10 protein-coding genes and 3 tRNA genes are annotated in these 19,325 nt (G+C 52.5%); 7 read left to right on the forward strand and 6 right to left on the reverse strand.

Features of this window, described 5'->3' with window-relative positions; genetic code table 11:
* Positions 1–17: 17 nt before the first annotated feature.
* The 4 genes from recC (at position 18) to recD (ending at position 11,870) form a co-directional block, all read left to right on the forward strand.
* Positions 18–3,395: an exodeoxyribonuclease V subunit gamma gene (recC, locus tag GA565_RS05500; RefSeq protein ID WP_152197667.1), complete on the forward strand. Its 3,378-nt coding sequence runs from the start codon at positions 18–20 to the stop codon at positions 3,393–3,395.
* 161 nt (positions 3,396–3,556) lie between these two features.
* Complete coding sequence (gene ptrA, locus GA565_RS05505; RefSeq protein ID WP_152197668.1) at positions 3,557–6,442, forward strand: pitrilysin; 2,886 nt, start codon at positions 3,557–3,559, stop codon at positions 6,440–6,442.
* Positions 6,442–9,990: an exodeoxyribonuclease V subunit beta gene (gene recB, locus GA565_RS05510; RefSeq protein ID WP_152197669.1), complete on the forward strand. Its 3,549-nt coding sequence runs from the start codon at positions 6,442–6,444 to the stop codon at positions 9,988–9,990. Before ptrA ends, recB begins: the two co-directional genes overlap by 1 nt.
* A complete protein-coding gene (recD, locus tag GA565_RS05515; protein ID WP_152197670.1) occupies positions 9,990–11,870 on the forward strand; it encodes an exodeoxyribonuclease V subunit alpha in 1,881 nt (626 codons plus the stop codon). The genes recB and recD overlap by 1 nt, the downstream gene beginning before the upstream one ends.
* A gap of 76 nt (positions 11,871–11,946) precedes the next feature.
* Here recD and argA read toward each other — a convergent pair whose 3' ends face one another.
* Positions 11,947–13,272: an amino-acid N-acetyltransferase gene (argA, locus tag GA565_RS05520; RefSeq protein WP_152197671.1), complete on the reverse strand. Its 1,326-nt coding sequence runs from the start codon at positions 13,270–13,272 to the stop codon at positions 11,947–11,949.
* 224 nt (positions 13,273–13,496) lie between these two features.
* Between argA and amiC the strand changes: the two genes are divergently transcribed.
* The gene (amiC, locus tag GA565_RS05525) at positions 13,497–14,747 is read left to right on the forward strand and encodes an N-acetylmuramoyl-L-alanine amidase AmiC (RefSeq protein WP_152197672.1); all 1,251 of its coding nucleotides are present in this window, start codon (positions 13,497–13,499) and stop codon (positions 14,745–14,747) included.
* A 109-nt stretch (positions 14,748–14,856) separates the two neighbouring features.
* Here the strand turns inward: amiC and GA565_RS05530 are convergent.
* From GA565_RS05530 to GA565_RS05540, 3 genes are all read right to left on the reverse strand, one after another.
* Positions 14,857–14,933: transfer RNA gene (locus tag GA565_RS05530), tRNA-Met, on the reverse strand.
* A 51-nt stretch (positions 14,934–14,984) separates the two neighbouring features.
* Positions 14,985–15,061: transfer RNA gene (locus GA565_RS05535), tRNA-Met, on the reverse strand.
* Between the two features lie 92 nt (positions 15,062–15,153).
* Positions 15,154–15,230, reverse strand: a tRNA-Met gene (locus tag GA565_RS05540).
* A 222-nt stretch (positions 15,231–15,452) separates the two neighbouring features.
* Here GA565_RS05540 and mltA point away from each other — a divergent pair.
* Both mltA and tcdA read left to right on the forward strand, forming a co-directional pair.
* Complete coding sequence (gene mltA, locus GA565_RS05545; protein ID WP_152197673.1) at positions 15,453–16,628, forward strand: murein transglycosylase A; 1,176 nt, start codon at positions 15,453–15,455, stop codon at positions 16,626–16,628.
* Between the two features lie 39 nt (positions 16,629–16,667).
* Positions 16,668–17,507 carry a tRNA cyclic N6-threonylcarbamoyladenosine(37) synthase TcdA gene (gene tcdA / locus GA565_RS05550; protein WP_152197674.1) on the forward strand — a complete coding sequence of 280 codons (840 nt, stop codon included), beginning with the start codon at positions 16,668–16,670 and terminating at the stop codon, positions 17,505–17,507.
* A 5-nt stretch (positions 17,508–17,512) separates the two neighbouring features.
* On the opposite strand, the gene csdE is transcribed toward tcdA, so the two are convergent.
* Both csdE and csdA read right to left on the reverse strand, forming a co-directional pair.
* On the reverse strand, positions 17,513–17,950 hold the full coding sequence (csdE, locus tag GA565_RS05555; protein ID WP_055773018.1) for a cysteine desulfurase sulfur acceptor subunit CsdE: 438 nt from the start codon (positions 17,948–17,950) through the stop codon (positions 17,513–17,515).
* Positions 17,951–17,975: 25 nt separating this feature from the next.
* Positions 17,976–19,193: a cysteine desulfurase CsdA gene (gene csdA, locus GA565_RS05560; protein WP_152197675.1), complete on the reverse strand. Its 1,218-nt coding sequence runs from the start codon at positions 19,191–19,193 to the stop codon at positions 17,976–17,978.
* Between the last annotated feature and the right edge of the window lie 132 nt (positions 19,194–19,325).

The following is a 19,325-nucleotide window of genomic DNA, read 5'->3' on the forward strand; positions in this document are numbered from 1 at the left end:
GCCTCAAGGAAACGGCTATGTTTACTGTGTACCATTCCAATCAGTTAGATCTTCTCAAGATACTGACTACCCGGCTGATTGAAGGCCGTCCTCTTGATAATCCCTTTCATCAAGAGGTCATACTGGTCCAAAGCCCCGGAATGGCACAGTGGCTACAAATGGAGCTGGCTCAGACTTTTGGTATTGCTGCTCAAATAGCTTTTCCGCTGCCCGCAACGTTTATTTGGGACATGTTCACCAAGGTGCTGCCCGGCATTCCCAAGGAGAGCGCTTTCAGTAAAGACGCCATGACCTGGAAGCTGATGTGGCTGCTGCCCGGCAAGCTTGAAGAGCCGGAGTTTGCTGCATTGCAGAACTATTTGACCGATGATCGTGACAAAAGAAAAATTCATCAGCTGGCCGCACGCGTTGCTGACCTGTTTGACCAATATCTGGTGTACCGACCGGAATGGCTAAAAACCTGGCAGCAGGGAAAGCTGGTTGAAGACGAGCAGCTTGATGCATCACAGCTTTGGCAGGCTCCGCTGTGGCGGGCGCTGTGTGAATACACCGAGGCGCTGCAGCAGCCAGAATGGCACAGGGCCAATCTTTATGAGCGCTTTATTCATGCGCTAAATAGCACGGACGCCTGCCCGGAGGGTTTGCCCAAAAGGGTATTCATCTGCGGTATTTCAGCGCTGCCACCGGTTTATTTACAAGCGCTACAGGCACTGGGTAAACACATTGATATTCATCTGATGTTTACTAACCCCTGCCGCTACTATTGGGGCGATATTCAAAACTATGCTTTTCTCGCGCGTTTGCAGAGCCGTAAACGCCGTCACTACCTTGAATCAGTCGAAACATCGCTGTTTCGCGAACCGCACTTGGCTCAGCAGCTTTTCAATGAAGAAGGCGAGCAAAACCTCAGTAATCCGCTGTTGGCATCTTGGGGAAAGCTGGGGCGCGACCATATGTATCTGCTGTCTCAGGTTGATGATATTCAGGAAGTGCATGCTTTTGTTGATGTAGGGAATGAAACCCTGCTGCATGCACTTCAGCAGGACATGCTTGATCTTGAAGACCATGCCGTTATTGGCATGACAAAAGAGACGCTGGCAAGCAGTGAAACTAAACGTGTACTGCAGTCTCAAGACCGCTCGGTCAGTGTGAATATCTGCCATAGCCCCCAGCGAGAAGTTGAAGTATTGCACGACAATTTGCTGGCGATGATGGAAAACGACGATAGCCTCACGCCGCGCGATATTATTGTGATGGTTGCGGATATCGACAGTTACGCACCCTATATTCAGGCAGTATTTGGCAATGCGCCGAAAGAGCGTTATCTGCCTTTTGCTATTTCAGACCGCAAGGCCAGCCAGTCGCATCCGGCGCTACAGGCCTTTATTTCCCTGCTCGACCTGCCATTAAGCCGCTTCACCTCCGAACAGGTGCTGGGGCTGTTAGACGTTCCTGCTCTGGCTACGCGTTTCTCAATTGATGAAGACGGTCTGCGCCTGCTGCGTCAATGGGTGGGCGAGTCGGGTATTCGCTGGGGACTGGACGACGACAATGTGCGAGAGCTGGCCCTTCCCGCTACCGGCCAGCACACCTGGCATTTTGGTCTTACGCGCATGTTGTTGGGCTATGCCATGGATAGCCGCGCGGGCGACTGGCAGGGTGTGCTGCCCTATGATGAATCTACGGGACTTGCAGCCGAGCTTGCCGGACACCTTGCCGAACTGTTAATGCAGTTGAGTCAGTGGCGTATTCGCCTTGCGCAGTCTCGTTCGCTAAATGATTGGCTATCCGTATGCCACGAATTGCTCAACACCTTTTTCTCCCCAGAAGGTGAAACAGAAGTGGCCCTCGCATTGATTGAGCAGCAGTGGCAAAAGGTGATTAACCAGGGTATCGCAGCGCAATATCCTGATGATGTTCCGCTGTCTATTCTTCGCGATGAACTGGCCTCAAGACTCGACCAGGAGCGTATAAGTCAGCGTTTCCTTGCAGGACCGATCAACTTTTGTACGCTGATGCCGATGCGATCCATCCCATTTAAGGTCGTATGCCTGCTCGGCATGAATGACGGTATTTATCCTCGTACTTTACCGCCGCTGGGTTTCGATTTAATGGCCCGACAGGTTAAACGGGGTGACCGCAGCCGTCGCGATGATGACCGCTACCTCTTTCTGGAGGCGTTACTGTCCGCTCAGGACAAGCTGTATATCAGCTATATAGGCCGTTCAATACAAGACAACAGTGAGCGTTACCCTTCCGTGCTGGTCAGCGAACTGCTTGAGTATATCGGGCAAAGCTACTGCCTGGAGCAAGACCGCGAACTCAACGCCGATGACAGTGAAAAAAGGCTGCGTCAGCATCTTGAGTATTGGCATTCGAGAACGCCGTTTGATGCCAGTAATTTCGACAACCAAGGTGAGATGCAGAGCTATGCCGCGGAATGGTTACCCGCTGCAGGGGGAGAAGGTAAGCCGGTGACTGATTTTAATCAGCCACTTGAGGCTCTGCCGTTAAACGACATATCACTGGATAATTTGCTGCGTTTTTATCGTCATCCGATTAAGGCTTTTTTCCAGATGCGACTGAACGTGAGCTTTATTATTGAAGAGACGGAGCTTTCGGATGAAGAGCCTTTTATTCTCGATAATTTGAATCGTTATCAATTGAACACCCAGCTACTCAACGCGCTTATTGAGCAGCAGGATCCCGCTATTCTGTTTAGCCATGTAAAAGCCTCCGGCGGACTGCCCTATGGGCCTTTCGGCGAGATTTACTGGCAGAAACAGTGTGAAGAGATGGTTGAACTCGCAGACCAAGTTAGCGAGGCCCGCACCGAGAGCACAAGCATGGAGTTAACCCTTCAACTGGCCGACGGCCAATTGACCGGCTGGCTGCATCAGGTTCAGGACGATGGCCTATTGCGGTGGCGGCCTGCGGTACTGCTGGCCCGAGATGGCCTGCTGCTGTGGATTGAGCACGTGGTTTACTGCGCCAGCGGTGGTCAGGGTGAAAGCAAAATGTTTGGTCGTAGCGGCTCGGCTTTTCGCTACGCTAATCTGCCGCCAGACGTCGCGTTGAGCCAACTGGAGATACTGGTTGCCGGTTACAGAGAAGGGCTACGTTCGCCGCTAAAACTGTTGAGTAAAAGTGGTTGGGCATGGCTCGATGTCTGCTTCGATACCCAGACAGGCGCTATCAGCACAGATGTCGAGCTGCAAACCAAAGCCGTTAATAAGTTAGTGCAGGCCTGGCAGGGTGATGCCAGAGTGCCGGGCGAAGGACAAGACCCTTATGTGCAACGGGCCATGCGTCAACTGGATAATGAAAACATCGAAGCCATCATCCGTGAATCAGAGCGCTTTCTTTTGCCGGTAGTTCAACATAATCTGGCTTAATACAATGGCAGGAAAAACGGGATAGATTTAATGCTGTTTCGTTATAAAAAACTATCTGCCTCTGACGGGGTCTGAGTTAATTACTATGCTTTTGGTTACGGGTTCGCACACTTTCGACTCCTTAACCTGAATTTTTCATATTAAATCAAGGGAGACAGGTAATGTTGAAACAGGTTACCCGTGTAAGCGGGTTACTGTTGTTGTTGACGTTTTGGGCCCCCGCAGTCTGGTCCGCAACAGACTGGCAACCAATTGCAGAAACAATACATAAAAGCCAAAACGATCCACGTCAGTATCAGGGGATAAAACTCGCCAATGGTATGACGGTGCTCCTTGTTTCTGATGCAGACGCCAGTAAATCGCTGGCAGCGCTGGCAGTATCGGTGGGATCGCTTCAAGACCCCGACGGACAACTCGGATTAGCGCATTTTACCGAACATATGCTGCTGATGGGGTCAAAGAAATACCCCAAACCTGAAAGCCTGTCCGAATTCCTGAAAATGCACGGCGGTAGCCACAATGGCAGCACGGCATCTTATCGCACAGCGTTTTATCTCGAAGTTGAAAATGATGCCCTGAAAGAAGCCGTCGACCGTCTTGCCGATGCGGTGGGTGAGCCACTGCTTGACGCTAATTATGCTGACAAAGAGCGTAATGCGGTGAATGCCGAGTTGACGATGGCGCGTTCAAGAGACGGCATGCGCATGGGGCAGGTCAGAGCCGAAACACTCAATCCTCTGCATCCCGGGTCGCGCTACGCCGGAGGCAACCTCGATACGCTTAAAGACAAACCAGGCAATAACCTCCACGATGCGCTGGTAGCATTCTACAATCGTTATTACTCCGCGAATCTGATGGTGGGGGTAATTTATAGCAATAAACCTCTGTCGGAACTTGCGCAGATTGCATCTGATACCTTTGGCAAAATCGTTAATCATAACGCCACTGTTCCGCCGATAACCGTTTCTAGTGTTACACCGGAACAGCAGGGCATTCTCATTCATTACGTGCCGGCCGAGCCTCGTAAACAGTTGCGTATCGAGTTTGCGATCGATAACAATAGTGCTGCTTTTCGCAGTAAAACAGATACTTATATAAGTTATTTAATTGGTAATCGTAGCAAAAACACGCTGTCTGACTGGTTGCAAAAACAGGGTCTGTCGGACGGTATAAGTGCAGGTGCCGACCCGATGGTGCAGGGTAATATGGGGGTTTTTGCCATCTCGGTTTCCCTGACGGATAAAGGTCTTGCCGAGAAGAATCGCGTGATCGCGGCAGTTTTCAACTACTTATCGCTTATCCGTTCGCAGGGCGTTAAAAAAGAGTATTTCGACGAAATTGCCCACGTTCTGGCCTTGGATTTCCGCTATCCGGCAGTGACCCGAAATATGGACTACGTGGAATGGCTGGTTGACACCATGGTACGTGTGCCGGTCGATCACGTGCTGGACTCGCCCTATATTACTGACCGATTTGACCCTCAGGCCATTGATAATCGTCTTGACTCATTGACCCCCGAGCATGCGCGTTTCTGGATTATTAGCCCCAATGAACCGCACAACAAAATGGCCTATTTTGTTGATGCACCTTATGAGGTTGATAAAGTTTCGGCCAATGATTTTACCCAATGGCAACAGTTGGAAAAACAGGTCAGCTTATCTTTACCGTTGTTGAATCCGTATATTCCTGAAAATCTTGAGGTGGTGAACAAGAACGCTGAGCAAACCCGCCCGACATTGATTGTGAATCAAAAAGGGCTGCGTGTGCTCTACATGCCGAGCCGCTATTTCTCTTCAGAACCGAAAGCCGACGTGACGCTGGCGTTTCGCAGCGAACAGTCCTTAGATACGGCCAGAAAGCAGGTACTCTACGGCCTTAACGACTATCTGACGGGGGTCGCATTTGACCAACTAAGCTATCAGGCATCGATTGGCGGCATCAGTTTCTCGACCTCTCCGGATCACGGTCTGGAGTTTAATGCCAACGGCTTTACGGACCATCTTCCCGATTTGCTGAGCGAACTGGTTGAACAGTATCCAAAGATAGTGCCCACGTCCGAGCAACTGGAACAGGCCAAATCTTGGTATCTGGAGCGCCTGGCAGCCGCAGATAAGGGTAAAGCCTTCGAGCTGGCGCTGCAGCCGGTACAGTTGATCTCCCGACTGCCTTACAGCGAACGTGAAGTCCGCGAAAAGATGGTCAAGGGCATCACGCTGCAGGAGGTTATCGATTATCGCAAAAGCTTGCTTGATAAAGGAGCGTTGGAAGTCCTGGTAATGGGCAATATGACGGCGCCTCAGGTTGAAAAAATGGTCGATAATATTAAGAGCAAAATAAAACCGCAGGGTACTCAGTGGTGGCGTGGCAGCAGCATCATCGTTAACCATCGTCAAAAGGTAAATATGCAGCGAGTGGGCACCTCGACTGACTCCGCGCTGGCGGCAGTCTATGTGCCGGTCGGCTATGATGAAGTCCGAAGCATGGGCTATTGCGCTCTGCTGGGGCAAATTATTCAGCCTTGGTTCTACAGCCAACTGCGCACTCAGGAACAGCTCGGCTATGCGGTGTTTGCTTTCCCGATGCCGGTGGGCAAGCAGTGGGGAATTGGATTCTTGCTGCAAAGTAACAGCAAGCAGCCCAAATATCTCTACCAGCGCTATCTGGCATTTTACCCTCAGGCTGAACAGCGGCTGCGAGCCATGAAGGACAACGAGTTTGCTCAGTACAAGCAAGGGTTGCTGAACGAAATGCAGCAGCGTCCGCAAACCATGGGCGAGGAGGTCGGGCGATTTGGTGAAGACTTTAGCCGTGGTAACGACAAATTTAACACGCGTGAAAAAGTGATTGCCGTGATTGAGGGGCTGACGCAAAAAGAGCTGGCAGACTTCTATCATCAGGCGGTTATCAGCCAAACCGGCTTTGCCATGCTTTCGCAGGTTTCTGGCAATGACAGTAAAACGCCAGAGTACGCCGCCCCTGCGGGTTGGAAAACCTATCCAACAACCTCAAGTTTACAAAAAACCTTTCCACATCAGGTTAATAAATAATGAAAGAAATTATCCCGCACAGGCTCGATCCTCTCACTTTGCCGCTGTCTGGCGAGAGACTGATTGAGGCTTCTGCGGGTACCGGAAAAACGTTTACGCTGGCTTTGCTCTACCTGCGGCTGCTGCTGGGGTTGGGTAAGGAAGCGGCTTTTTCCCGCAGACTGACTGTAGAAGAAATTCTGGTCGTGACGTTTACCGAGGCGGCAACCGAAGAGCTGCGCGGGCGTATACGCAGCAATATCCACGAGCTGCGGCTGGCCTGCATTCGTGGTGAAAGTCATAACGCGGTGCTGACCATGTTGATGACTGAAATCGCCGATTTGTCTGAGGCGGCCTCAACCCTGTTGGCTGCCGAGCGACAGATGGACGAGGCGGCGATTTACACCATTCACGGTTTCTGCCAGCGCATGCTGATGCACAATGCGTTCGAATCCGGCATTCTTTTTGAACAAACGTTGATTCAGGATGAACTGCCGCTGCGCCGTCAGGCCTGTGCGGATTTTTGGCGGCGCTACTGTTATCCACTGCCTTTGAATATTGCACGCGCGGTGTCGCAGGAGTGGAGTGGGCCGGAAGCGCTGCTTGCCGACCTTTCCTCTTATCTTCACGGCGAAGCACCACAGTTGCGCTTTCCCCCTGATAGCAATGAAACGCTTGAAAGTCGTCATCAGCGGATCGTTGACAGAATTGATGATATTAAACAGCAGTGGCGCACGGGCGCCGCTGACTTTGAGCGTGAAATCACCCAATCCGGCGTCGACAAGCGAAGCTACAGCAGTCGTTATCTGCCTAACTGGCTGGCCTCTGTCGGTGATTGGGCCTCTCAACCGACCGAAAGCTACACGTTGCCGAAAGAACTTGAGCGTTTTAGGCAATCGACACTGTTTGAGAAAACAAAGAAAGGGCAGCCGCCAGAACACACCGTTTTTAATGCTATAGACCTTCTTTACGAAGAACCACTGAGCATCCGTGACCTGGTGATTGCCCGCGCGTTAGATGAAATACGTCGGTCAATTGCCGAAGAGAAGCGCCAGCGCGCCGAGATGGGATTTGATGACCTGCTAAGTCGCCTTGATAACGCACTGCGTCAGCCTTCGGGTGAGCTATTGGCTCAGGCAATACGTCAGCGTTATCCTCTGGCAATGATTGATGAATTTCAGGATACCGATCCGCAGCAATATCGTATCTTCCACTGCCTCTACGGTAACCAGCCTGAGTGTGGGTTACTGCTAATCGGTGACCCCAAGCAGGCGATTTATGCGTTCCGCGGGGCTGACATCTTTACCTATATGCGTGCACGTTCCGAAGTGAGTGCTCATTACACCATGGACACCAACTGGCGTTCGTCGGTTTCTATGGTAAAGAGTGTCAATCAGCTATTCTCGCGGCTGCCGTCACCGTTTTTGTTCTCGGAAATCCCCTTTATTTCGGTGCAGCCTGCGCCTAAAAATTCCGCCCTATGCTTTGAGCTGGAAGGAGAAAAACAGCCCGGGCTGCAGTGTTGGCTACAGCCTGGTGAAGGCGTTGGCGTAAACGATTATCAGCAGTTTATGGCCCAGCACTGTGCTGCGCAGATTCGTGACTGGCTCACCGCCGGTCAGCGGCAGCAGGCGTGGCTGGTGTCTGGAGACAAACGTCGTCCCGTGCAGGCATCTGATATTACTATCCTTATTCGCAGTCGCCGCGAAGCCGCTCTTATTCGTGATGCGCTTGCGGTGCTCAATATTCCTTCGGTTTATCTCTCAAATCGCGACAGCGTTTTTGATACACCTGAGGCCATGGATGTACTTTGGCTGCTGCAGGCCGTATTGACGCCGGAGCATGAGAGAACATTGCGCAGCGCTATGGCAACCGGCCTGATGGGGCTGGATGCGTTGACTCTGGATGCGTTAAGTCAAGACGAGCTCGCATGGGACAAGCTGGTGGACGAGTTTGACGGCTATCGCCAACGCTGGTTGCAGCGGGGCGTACTGCCGATGCTCAAAGGTCTTATTTTAAGCCGCCATATTGCCGAAGACTTGCTGGCTAATCCCGGAGGGGAACGTCGACTCACCGATCTGCTGCATTTGGGCGAACTGTTGCAGGAGGCGGCGGCGCAACTCGACAGTGAACACGCCGTCGTGCGCTGGCTGGCTCAGCAAATAGCGCAACCAGACACACAGTCACAAAGCCAGCAGCTGCGGCTTGAGAGTGATAAACACCTTGTTAAAGTTGTCACTATCCACAAGTCAAAAGGGCTGGAGTATCCGTTGGTCTGGCTGCCCTTTATCAGTAATTTCCGTCAGCAGCAGAAAGGTCTTTACCATGACCGTACCAGCTTCGCGGCACTGCTTGATTTGAGTGAGGATGAACAGAGCCTACAGTTGGCAGAAGAAGAGCGACTGGCGGAGGATTTACGTCTGCTGTATGTGGCACTCACCCGATCGGTTTATCACTGTAGTCTCGGCATTGCGCCATTGATGCAGGGTAATCGCAAAAAACAGGGTGATACTGATATACATCTCGGTGCGATGGGTTATTTGATTCAAAACGGACAGGCGGGTGATGCAGGCTATCTTGCCGAGTGTTTACAGACTCTGGCTGATGAAAATATTGCTGTTTCACCTGCCGGTGGTAATGAGCAAACGGTGTGGATCCCGCCGGTTGTTGAGTCTTCACAGCTTGTCGCAGCGCAGGTAAGCCGCACTATTGCTGATTTTTGGCGAGTGACCAGCTATTCGGGTTTACAGCAGCACGGGTCGGCGCTGGCTCAGGATCTTTTACCGAAGCTGGATGTTGACGCCGCCGGCGAACAGCCGCAGGACCGCGAGCCGCAAATGACGCCACACAGTTTCCCTCGTGGTGCAGGGCCCGGGACTTTCTTGCACAGTTTGTTTGAGGAAATCGACTTTAGTCAGCCGGTAGAGACATCTTGGTTGCAAGAGATGCTGGAGGCTCAAGGCTATGACGCCGCATGGCTGCCCGTGTTGGAAGAGTGGGTCAATGCGGTATTGAGCACGCCACTTGACGACCATGAGATGTCGCTTAGCGCATTGGATCCTTCACAACACCAGTCCGAACTGCAATTTTATTTGCCGATTGATGGGCTGCTTAAATCCGAGCAACTTGACGCCCTGGCGCGTGCGCACGACAGCCTTTCTGCGCAGTGTCCGCCGTTAAACTTTCAGCAAGTGCGTGGCATGCTAAAGGGTTTTATCGACCTGGTTTACTGTTGGCAAGGGCGTTATTACCTGCTCGACTACAAGTCCAACTGGCTGGGAGAAGACAGCAGTGCCTATACGCAGTCAGCCATGGAAAATGCGATGGCTCACCACCGGTACGACCTTCAATATCAACTTTACACGCTGGCCCTGCATCGCTATTTGCAGCACCGGTTAGCAAACTATAACTACCAACAGCATTTTGGCGGTGTCATTTATCTGTTTTTGCGCGGCGTAGATGCCGAGCATCCTAACAACGGCATTTTCCGTCACCGCCCCAGCGAGGAATTTATTAAGTCGATGGACGCGCTGTTTAAAGGCCTGCCTTTGCCGCAGGAGGTGGCGTAATGATTTCACTGTATGAACAGGCAATGGCGCTGGGTGCGCTGCGGGCGCTGGACGTGCAGTTTGCGCGCATGGTGGCGGGCGAGAATCCGGCGATGATGCTTGCCGCTGCCAGCCTCAGTGCTGAAGCAGGGCGTGGTCACGTGTGTTTACGCCTTGATGAACTGCAGCCTGATCGGCTTTTTGAAGGTCGTTTTCCGGCATTAGCGAATGCGATGTGGTTAGCGGCCGACGAGCCCGATGAGTCCGCCTGGCTTGAACTGTTGCAACAGCATACGGCGGTGAGCGACGGAACTCACGCTACGCCGCTGGTGCTGCAACAGCAGCGTCTGTATCTGCAAAGAATGTGGCAGGATGAAGGCCAGGTTGCCGCGTTTTTCATTGATGAAAACACCTCGCCACAGATTGATTTTATTGAGAAAAATAGCGAAATTTTCGTGGATGAAGTGCGGCTGCGTCAAGTGCTTGACCAGCTGTTTGGCCCCGCCAGTATGGACGACATTGACTGGCAGAAAGTCGCTGCCGCCGTGGCCGCGACCCGTCGTATTGCCATTATTTCTGGCGGGCCGGGTACCGGTAAAACGACAACGGTGGCCAAACTTTTGGCCGCGTTGGTGCAACTTAATCCCGAGAGCCGCTTACGTATCCAACTGGCAGCCCCAACCGGTAAGGCAGCAGCAAGATTGACGGAGTCACTGGGGCAGGCCAGCCAAAGGCTTGAGCTTACTGAAGCTCAGCGAGCGCAGTTCCCCGATGAAGCTTCAACGCTCCACCGCCTGCTCGGCGCACAGCCTAATAGCCAACGAATGCGTTATCATCGGGGAAATCCGCTACATATTGATGTGCTGGTGGTCGATGAAGCCTCAATGGTCGACCTGCCGATGATGGCCCGACTGATCGCGGCGTTGCCTGCTCAGGCACGCGTTATTTTTCTTGGTGACCGCGATCAGTTGGCTTCGGTAGAGGCTGGCGCGGTGCTGGGCGATATTTGCCGTTTCGCCGAGCAGGGTTACAGCCAAGCGCGCGCCGCACAGTTGGCGCGTTTAACCGGCTGCCCGCTTCAAGGCACTGAACGTGAACATCCTGCCAGCGTGCGCGATACGCTTTGCTTGCTGCGTAAGAGCTACCGCTTTGATGCCGAGTCGGGCATTGGTCTGCTAGCCGCCGCGGTTAATTCCGGCGACAGCCACGCAGCCCGCCGGGTGCTGTCGCAAAATTTGCCCGACGTGGCCAGTTTCCCGCTCAATGAAACGGATGATTTTCAATCATTGCTCAATGCCTGTGTGGCGGGTTATCGCCCCTACTTGCAGGCGGTGGTTAATGCCGCGCCACCTGCCGATATACTGAAGACTTTTAGCGAATTTCAGGTGCTTTGTGCCTTGCGTGAAGGGCCGTTTGGCCTTGCTGGATTAAATGAGCGCATCGAGCAACTGCTGCAGCGTCAGGGGCTAATTCGTCGCCCAACTGCACTGGGCGGGCGTTGGTATGCAGGAAGGCCGGTCATGATCAGTCGCAATGACAGTGCCCTTGGGTTGTTTAACGGGGATATCGGCATCGCCCTACGCAATGAGTTAGGTGAGCTGAGGGTTTATTTTCAGCTGCCCGATGGCCAAATAAAGTCTGTACAGCCGAGCCGTCTGCCGGTGCATGATACCGCCTATGCCATGACGGTTCACAAGTCGCAGGGGTCGGAGTTTGAGCACACGCTGTTGGTGCTGCCTAACCATTTCTTACCGGTATTAACGCGAGAGCTGGTTTATACGGCCATTACCCGCGCCAAGCGAAAACTGTCGCTTTATGCCAGTGAAAAGGTATTAGCCAAGGCGATTAGTACGCCTACGCAAAGGCGTAGCGGCCTGGTTGAGCGGCTGACCTCTCGCTAACGGTAGCGGCAAATGATAAAAAAGGCGGGATGATAGTCATTCCGCCTTTTTTGTCTCTTATTTGACCGTTTGGCCATTAAAGATCTGCTATCAGGATTTTTGAACGTCGCTGGTAGTTGTACATCTCTTGTTTTTGAATCGGTAGAACGTCGACGTCGGCGGGCTTGAAGCCGCGTTCCTGGAACCAGTGGATACTGCGCGTGGTCAGCACGAAGAGTCGGGTCAGGCCCATCTGCTTGGCATGGCTGGCTACGCGTTTAAGCAGCATTTCACCGCGCGACGAGCTGCGATAGTCGGGATGCACAGCCACGCAGGCCATTTCCCCAATCTTTTCATCGAGAAACGGGTAGAGCGCCGCGCAGGCAATGGTGAGGTTATCGCGTTCGATAATAGTGAATTTATCGATTTCCATTTCCAGCTGTTCGCGGGAGCGACGTACCAGAATACCCTGCTGCTCCAGCGGACGGATGAGTTCCAGAATTCCGCCGATGTCGTTTATCGTGGCACGACGCACCTGTTCAGCACTCTCCATCACCACCTGCGTGCCAATACCGTCGCGCGAGAACAGTTCCTGAATAAGCGCACCGTCTTCCTGATAGCTTATCAGGTGGCTGCGGCGCACGCCGCTGCGGCAGGCTTTAACTGCACCGCGCAGGAAGCGCACGGTCTCAGACTGGTAGTCTTTCCGCTCTTCAATTTTCTCAATGAAATCCTGCGCTTCATTCGGGAAAAGTTCCGAGATAATGTTGTCTTCGCTGTCAATAACGCCCTGTTCGGCGCTAAAGCCGATCATTTTTTCTGCCTTGAGCTTTATAGCCAGTTGGGTGGCAACTTCTTCAGAAACCAGATTAAAACTTTCGCCAGTGACTGATACTGCAACCGGACCCAGCAAGACAATCGCGTTGCTGTCGAGTTGGCGATGAATTGCCTCTTCATCGATGCGACGAATGCGTCCGCTGTGGCAATAGTCGATGCCGTCGTCTACGCCCAATGGCTGCGCGATAATAAAGTTGCCGCTCACCACGTTAATGTGCGCGCCCTGCAGCGGCGTATTATTGAGACTCATTGAGAGCCGCGCGGTGATATCAAGCTGCAAAAGGCCCGCAGCCTGCTTCACTAACTCCAGAGCTCTGGCGTCGGTGACGCGGGTGTTTTTATGATAAATCGGCTCATAGTTATGCTCAGACAGGTTAGTGTCGATTTGCGGACGTGCGCCATAAACCACAACCAGCCTGATGCCCAGACTGTGCAACAGCCCGATGTCATTGACTATGTTTGTGAAATTCTCATGTTCGATGGCCTCACCACTGAGCATGATAACGAAAGTCTTACCCCGGTGAGCATTAATGTAGGGAACTGAGTGGCGAAAACCCTGGACCAGTTCAGTGCTTCGTTCCTTCACGGCAAAACCTCTTTTGCATTTTTATTCGTAATTTTTGTATTTTTATTCTTTTATGACCCTGTGGCAAGTAAGAAATCTCTGTTTTTGAAATTCAATTATTTCTAACAATCAAAAAACTGAAAAATCCTGACAATACAAAGGATGACAGGGGAGGGGCGATTCGTTAAAGTTCGTCCTATTGCGTTTTGTTACTTTTACTCATCTTTTGATATCTTTGAGACTACATGCCTGACGAACAACATAATTCTCGCCGACGTCTTCTCCTGCAGGGCGTTGCAGCATCATGGTTGTTGAGCGTAACACGCGTGGGTGCTGCAGCCAGTTCGCACGTCGTTGCGGTACGCGTTTGGCCATCATCTACTTATACCCGTATTACGCTGGAGTCGAGCCAGCCGCTCAAGTATAAGCAGTTTATGTTACAAGATCCGCATCGCGTGGTGGTCGATATTGAAGACGTTCAGCTCAACTCGGTGCTTAAAGGGTTGGGTGAAAAGATTAACGCGAGTGACCCTTATATTCAGCGGTTACGGGTCGGGCAGTTCGATAAATCCACGGTACGGCTGGTTGTGGAGCTCAAGCAAACCGCAGCACCACACCTGTTTACTCTTCCGCCCGTTGCAGAGTTCCGCCATCGTCTGGTCGTCGATCTTTATCCTGAGAAGAACAGCGGCGGTGAACAGGACGATCCGCTGTTGGCACTGTTAGAGGATTACAACCGCGGAGACGTGGCGAGAACGCTCCCGCCCGAGAAAAAGAAAGACGGCAAAGCAGGGCACGAGCGCCCGCTGGTGATTATGCTCGACCCGGGTCACGGCGGCGAAGACCCGGGGGCGATTGGGAAATATAAAACGCGTGAGAAAGACGTGGTGCTGCAGATTGCCCGGCGTTTGCAAAAGCTCATTAAGCAGCAGCCCAACATGACGGTTTATATGACCCGCAACGAAGATATTTTTATTCCGTTAAAGGTTCGCGTCGCCAAGGCGCGCAAACTGCGTGCCGATCTGTTTATTTCGATTCACGCCGATGCCTTTACCAACCGCGCAGCGCACGGCTCCTCAGTATTTGCGCTCTCAACCAAAGGCGCAACCAGCGCGGCCGCGCGTTTCCTGGCGCAGACTCAGAATGAGTCAGACAGCATTGGCGGGGTGAGTAAAAGCGGCGACCGTTATCTTGACCATACTTTATTTGATTTGCTGCAAACGGCGACGGTCACCGACAGCCTGAAATTTGGTAAAGAGGTGCTCACGCGCATCGGAAAGGTCAATCATCTGCACAAGCATAAAGTCGATCAGGCAGGATTTGCGGTATTAAAAGCCCCCGATATTCCGTCGATTCTGGTAGAGACGGCTTTTATCAGCAACGTCAATGAAGAGCGCAAATTGAAGACCAGTCATTTTCAACAGCAGGTGGCGGAATCGATTTTGGCAGGAATTAAAGCCTATTTTGCTGAAGGCGGTATGTTGGCAAGGCGCTAAGCAGGGGATTCAACGCTCGGTGGCGTATCCGTTTCTCTAAATTGCAGGCAAAAAAAAACACCCTGATGGGTGCTTGTTTTTAACAGACTTTATATAAAATTCAGTAGATTGGTTGCGGAGGCCGGATTTGAACCGACGACCTTCGGGTTATGAGCCCGACGAGCTACCAGGCTGCTCCACCCCGCGTCCGTCTACTACAGTCTGTTACTTCTCACTACTTTAATGCTTTCAGTCAGTTGGTTGCGGGGGCCGGATTTGAACCGACGACCTTCGGGTTATGAGCCCGACGAGCTACCAGGCTGCTCCACCCCGCGTCCGTTTACTGCTGACTTACTCTACACTATATACGCTATTAAATCACGTACTTATCGAACGCATTTCCAATTCTTATCAAACAACATCGAATTGGTTGCGGGGGCCGGATTTGAACCGACGACCTTCGGGTTATGAGCCCGACGAGCTACCAGGCTGCTCCACCCCGCGTCCGATGGAGGCGAACTATACTCCCCACGCTAAATGTTGCAACCCCTTTTTGTATTTAATTGAGATAAAGCAGTTTATTGCTCCATTTTTGCGCATTGTGCTGCTAATTTCTGCCATTTTGCGTTAAGGCTTTTTTTTGTTTGGCACAATTCCCTTCCCTTCCCCCCTTTGTTATCGTTCTCGTTTAAATATTCCCCTTCCCCAGAGCAAGAGAGTGCATTAATGAAAGGACGTTGGACAAAGTATTTGCTGAGTGGACTGGTGATCGCCATTTTAGCCGGCTGTTCATCACGGCCCACCGACAGGGGACAGCAGTATAAGGATGGGCGACTCGATAATGCGCTCGAGTATGTTAATGAGCCTAACGCCACCGGCAAGCCAGTAAATGCCAGAGATTATGCGGATCAGGTGTTGGAGGTGCAGTCTGCATCCTCTTCTCTTTATAACCGTAACACCAGTACCTATAAAGCTATTGAGCAGTGGGTCCGCTCAGGTGCCGATACGCGTACGCTGAGCCAGCATGGTTTGAGCGCTTACCAGATGGAAGGTGCGGATAATTTCGGTAACGTGCAGTTCACCGGTTACTACACGCCGGTAGTACAGGCGCGTTACACGCCGCAGGGCGAGTTCCAATATCCGCTGTACCGCATGCCGCCAAAACCTCGCGGTGGCCGTTTACCCGACCGTGCAGCCATTTATTCGGGGGCGTTAAGCAGTAAGTATGCCGTTGCCTATACCAACTCGCTGATGGATAACTTCATGATGGAAGTGCAGGGCAGCGGCTATGTTGACTACGGTGACGGTCGTCCGCTGATGTTCTTTGGCTACGGCGGTAAAAACGGTCATGCCTACCGCAGTATCGGCAAGGTGCTTATCGACCGAGGTGAAGTAGCGCGTCAGGATATGTCGATGCAGGCTATACGCAACTGGGCCGATGCCCACAGCGCGGCAGAAGTGCGAGAGCTTCTTGAGCAGAATCCGTCATTCGTCTTCTTCAAGCCCGAACCTTTTGCGCCAGTAAGAGGCGCGGCGGGTGTGCCACTGGTGGCTAAAGCGTCGGTAGCGTCTGACCGTTCGCTTATCCCAACCGGTACCTCGCTGCTGGCTGAAGTGCCTGAGCTGGACAATAAAGGTAAATTTACCGGCAAATATCATTTGCGTCTGATGGTTGCGCTCGACGTAGGCGGCGCGATTAAGGGACAACATTTCGATATGTATCAAGGTATTGGTCCTGACGCGGGGCATGCAGCAGGATTTTATAATCACTATGGACGCGTATGGGTGTTAAAATCGACGCAGAGTAGCGCACCTTTGATGACCAGCTATCAGACGAATACGCTGAGTGGTGGGTCACAGCTGGTTCCGGCTGAGGGTGCAAAAAATCCTTTTTCAGATTGAAAATAAGTCATTAGCAAGTAGATAGAGAGGTCATACAACATGGCGGCAGAATATTCTGAGGCTTATCAACAGCGTTTCGGCGGCACGGCGCGACTTTACGGCCAGCAGGCTCTGGCGCTGTTTTCTGCCGCACATGTCTGTGTGATTGGAATTGGTGGCGTGGGGTCGTGGGCGGCCGAAGCACTGGCTCGCACCGGCATTGGCGCAATCACGCTGATTGATATGGACGACGTGTGTGTGACCAATACTAATCGTCAGATCCACGCACTGCGTGAAAACGTCGGGCAATCAAAAGTTGAGATCATGGCGCAGCGCATTTTAGCGATCAATCCGGAGTGCAAGGTGACCTGCATTGACGACTTTATTACGCCAGACAACGTTGCCGAAATGCTCAACCGTGATTTTAGCTACGTGATTGACGCCATTGACAGCGTACGACCGAAAGCCGCGCTGCTTTCCTATTGCCGTCGCTATAAAATACCCGTTGTAACTACCGGCGGTGCGGGTGGGCAAATCGATCCGACGCGAATTGAAGTCGCCGATCTGGCGAAAACTATTCAGGACCCGCTGGCGGCCAAATTGCGTGAGCGGTTGAAAAATGATTTTAACGTGGTCAGAAATAACAAGGGCAAGCTGGGGATCGACTGTGTATTTTCCAGTGAACCGCTGATGTATCCGCAGCCCGATGGTCAGGTGTGTGCTTCACGTGCTACCGCTGAAGGGCCGAAACGTATGGACTGTGAGTCAGGGTTTGGTGCCGCCACGATGGTAACGGCAAGCTTCGGCTTTGTGGCGGTTTCACACGTGCTGAAGAAGATGATGGCTAAGGCGCAGCGTCAGGCAGCGGAAGCGGCCAAAGGTGCGACAGCGACCGTATAAAAATGTTATCCCAGACAGGCGTGGGCAATATCCTGTACGCCCTGTGAGAGCGCAGCCAGACCGCTGGCGCGGCTGCTGCTCAGCTGTTGGCGAAGTTGCAGAGTATCGAACAACGCCAGCGGATCGCGACTCAAGATCTCTTCCGGCTTTTTGCCTTCAACTGCCGTCAGCAGTACTGCGAGCAGGCCCTTAACGATGCGCCCCTCGCTGTCGCCATAAAAATGAATTCCGCCGTTTTCCATTCTCTCATAGCCCAGCCACACGCGATTCTCACATCCTGACAGTTCTATAGCGGCAGTTTTCAATGATGCATCGAGCGGCGGCAGAACTTTTGCCAGCATTACCAGCTGGCGATAACGGTCTTCCCATTGGCGAAAATCCGAGAATTTTTCGATTAGTGACGGCTCGGTAATTTCATTTCCAAACGGGTGCGGGGCTAACATAATTTCTCTCTTATTTAATCGGTATTCAGTCGGACAAAAGATCAACGGCAAAGTTAACGCCGTCGATCAGGCGCTCAACGTCCTGCAAGGTATTATAGGGGGCAAACGACGCCCGCAGTGTGCCACTCACGCCCAGCGCCTCAGTCAGCGGTTGTGCGCAATGCTGACCGGCACGCAGGGCAACGCCTTTCTCAGCCAGCAGAGCAATAATATCACTGTGGTGAATGCCTGCGATATCAAAGGCCAAAATTGAAGAGTTACCGTGGCGGAAGCTACGAAAGCCCGGCAGTTTGCCCAGCGCAGACTCTGCTGTGGCTGCCAGTTCGGCGCTGTAGGCTTCGGCGGTGATGCGGTCAACTCTACTTAACCATTCCACCGCCGCCGCCAGGCCCAAAACACCGGCGATATTCGGCGTTCCTGCTTCAAAACGGTGTGGAACCTGCTGGGGTGTAAAGTGCTGCATCGTGGTTTGGGTCAGCATCTTGCCGCCTCCATGCCAAGGGGCCATAGAGGCCAGCAATTCAGTTTTCCCATACAGCACGCCAATGCCGGTCGGGCCATAAAGCTTGTGGCCCGAGAAGGCATAAAAATCGATATTCATAGCCTGAACGTCTACGGGGCCGTGCACCACGCCCTGTGCACCGTCGACTAAAACCGGCGTACCGTTGGCGTGAGACAGGCGAATGGCGGTAGTGAGATCAGGTTGACCACCGGTTACGTTCGACATCTGGCTTATCGCCAACAGGCGCGTACGAGAATTTAGCCGTGCCGGCAGGGTGGAGATATCCGGCAGATTTTCAGCATTGAGCGGCAGCGTGACCACCTTAACCTGGCACTGTTCCGCCAGCATTAACCAGGGAACGAGGTTGGCATGATGTTCGGCCTGACTCACAATAATTTCGTCGCCGGGCTGCAAACGTGGACGCAGATAGCTTTGAGCGACCAGATTAATGGACTCTGTGGTGCCGCGGGTCCAGACAATATCCTCCGCTTGCGGCGCGCCAATAAAATCACCCACCTGACTTCTGGCCAGCTCATAGCGCTCAGTTAAAGACTGCGCGGCTTTATGCTGACTGCGATGCACCGTGGCACCGGCGTTTTGATAGTAATTCACCGTTGCGTCGATCACTGCCTGCGGCGTTAGCGCCGTTGCTGCACTGTCGAGATAGCACAGCGGCGGTGAGTCGTCGGGGCGCAGCGCGGGAAAATGGCGACGAAACTCGATGAAATCAAAAGGCGTCATAGTGTTAGGCTGTCCTGTTCTGGCTTAAAACAAGGTGAAAGCGGCACCGTTCTGGGGATCGGCTTATATCACCTTTAGGAATGCTTACCTGGAAATAGTCCAGAAGCTTGTTATGCTGAATTATGATGGCTA

The organism is Rouxiella sp. S1S-2, from assembly GCF_009208105.1.
Lineage (GTDB): Bacteria > Pseudomonadota > Gammaproteobacteria > Enterobacterales > Enterobacteriaceae > Rouxiella.

What these genes read in the sequence shown, in the direction of transcription:
- recC (WP_152197667.1), top strand. Translation starts at nt 18, where the DNA reads ATGTTTACTGTGTACCATTCCAATCAGTTAGATCTTCTCAAGATACTG.
- ptrA (WP_152197668.1), top strand. Translation starts at nt 3,557, where the DNA reads ATGTTGAAACAGGTTACCCGTGTAAGCGGGTTACTGTTGTTGTTGACG.
- recB (WP_152197669.1), top strand. Translation starts at nt 6,442, where the DNA reads ATGAAAGAAATTATCCCGCACAGGCTCGATCCTCTCACTTTGCCGCTG.
- recD (WP_152197670.1), top strand. Translation starts at nt 9,990, where the DNA reads ATGATTTCACTGTATGAACAGGCAATGGCGCTGGGTGCGCTGCGGGCG.
- amiC (WP_152197672.1), top strand. Translation starts at nt 13,497, where the DNA reads ATGCCTGACGAACAACATAATTCTCGCCGACGTCTTCTCCTGCAGGGC.
- mltA (WP_152197673.1), top strand. Translation starts at nt 15,453, where the DNA reads ATGAAAGGACGTTGGACAAAGTATTTGCTGAGTGGACTGGTGATCGCC.
- tcdA (WP_152197674.1), top strand. Translation starts at nt 16,668, where the DNA reads ATGGCGGCAGAATATTCTGAGGCTTATCAACAGCGTTTCGGCGGCACG.
- csdE (WP_055773018.1), bottom strand. Translation starts at nt 17,950, where the DNA reads ATGTTAGCCCCGCACCCGTTTGGAAATGAAATTACCGAGCCGTCACTA.
- csdA (WP_152197675.1), bottom strand. Translation starts at nt 19,193, where the DNA reads ATGACGCCTTTTGATTTCATCGAGTTTCGTCGCCATTTTCCCGCGCTG.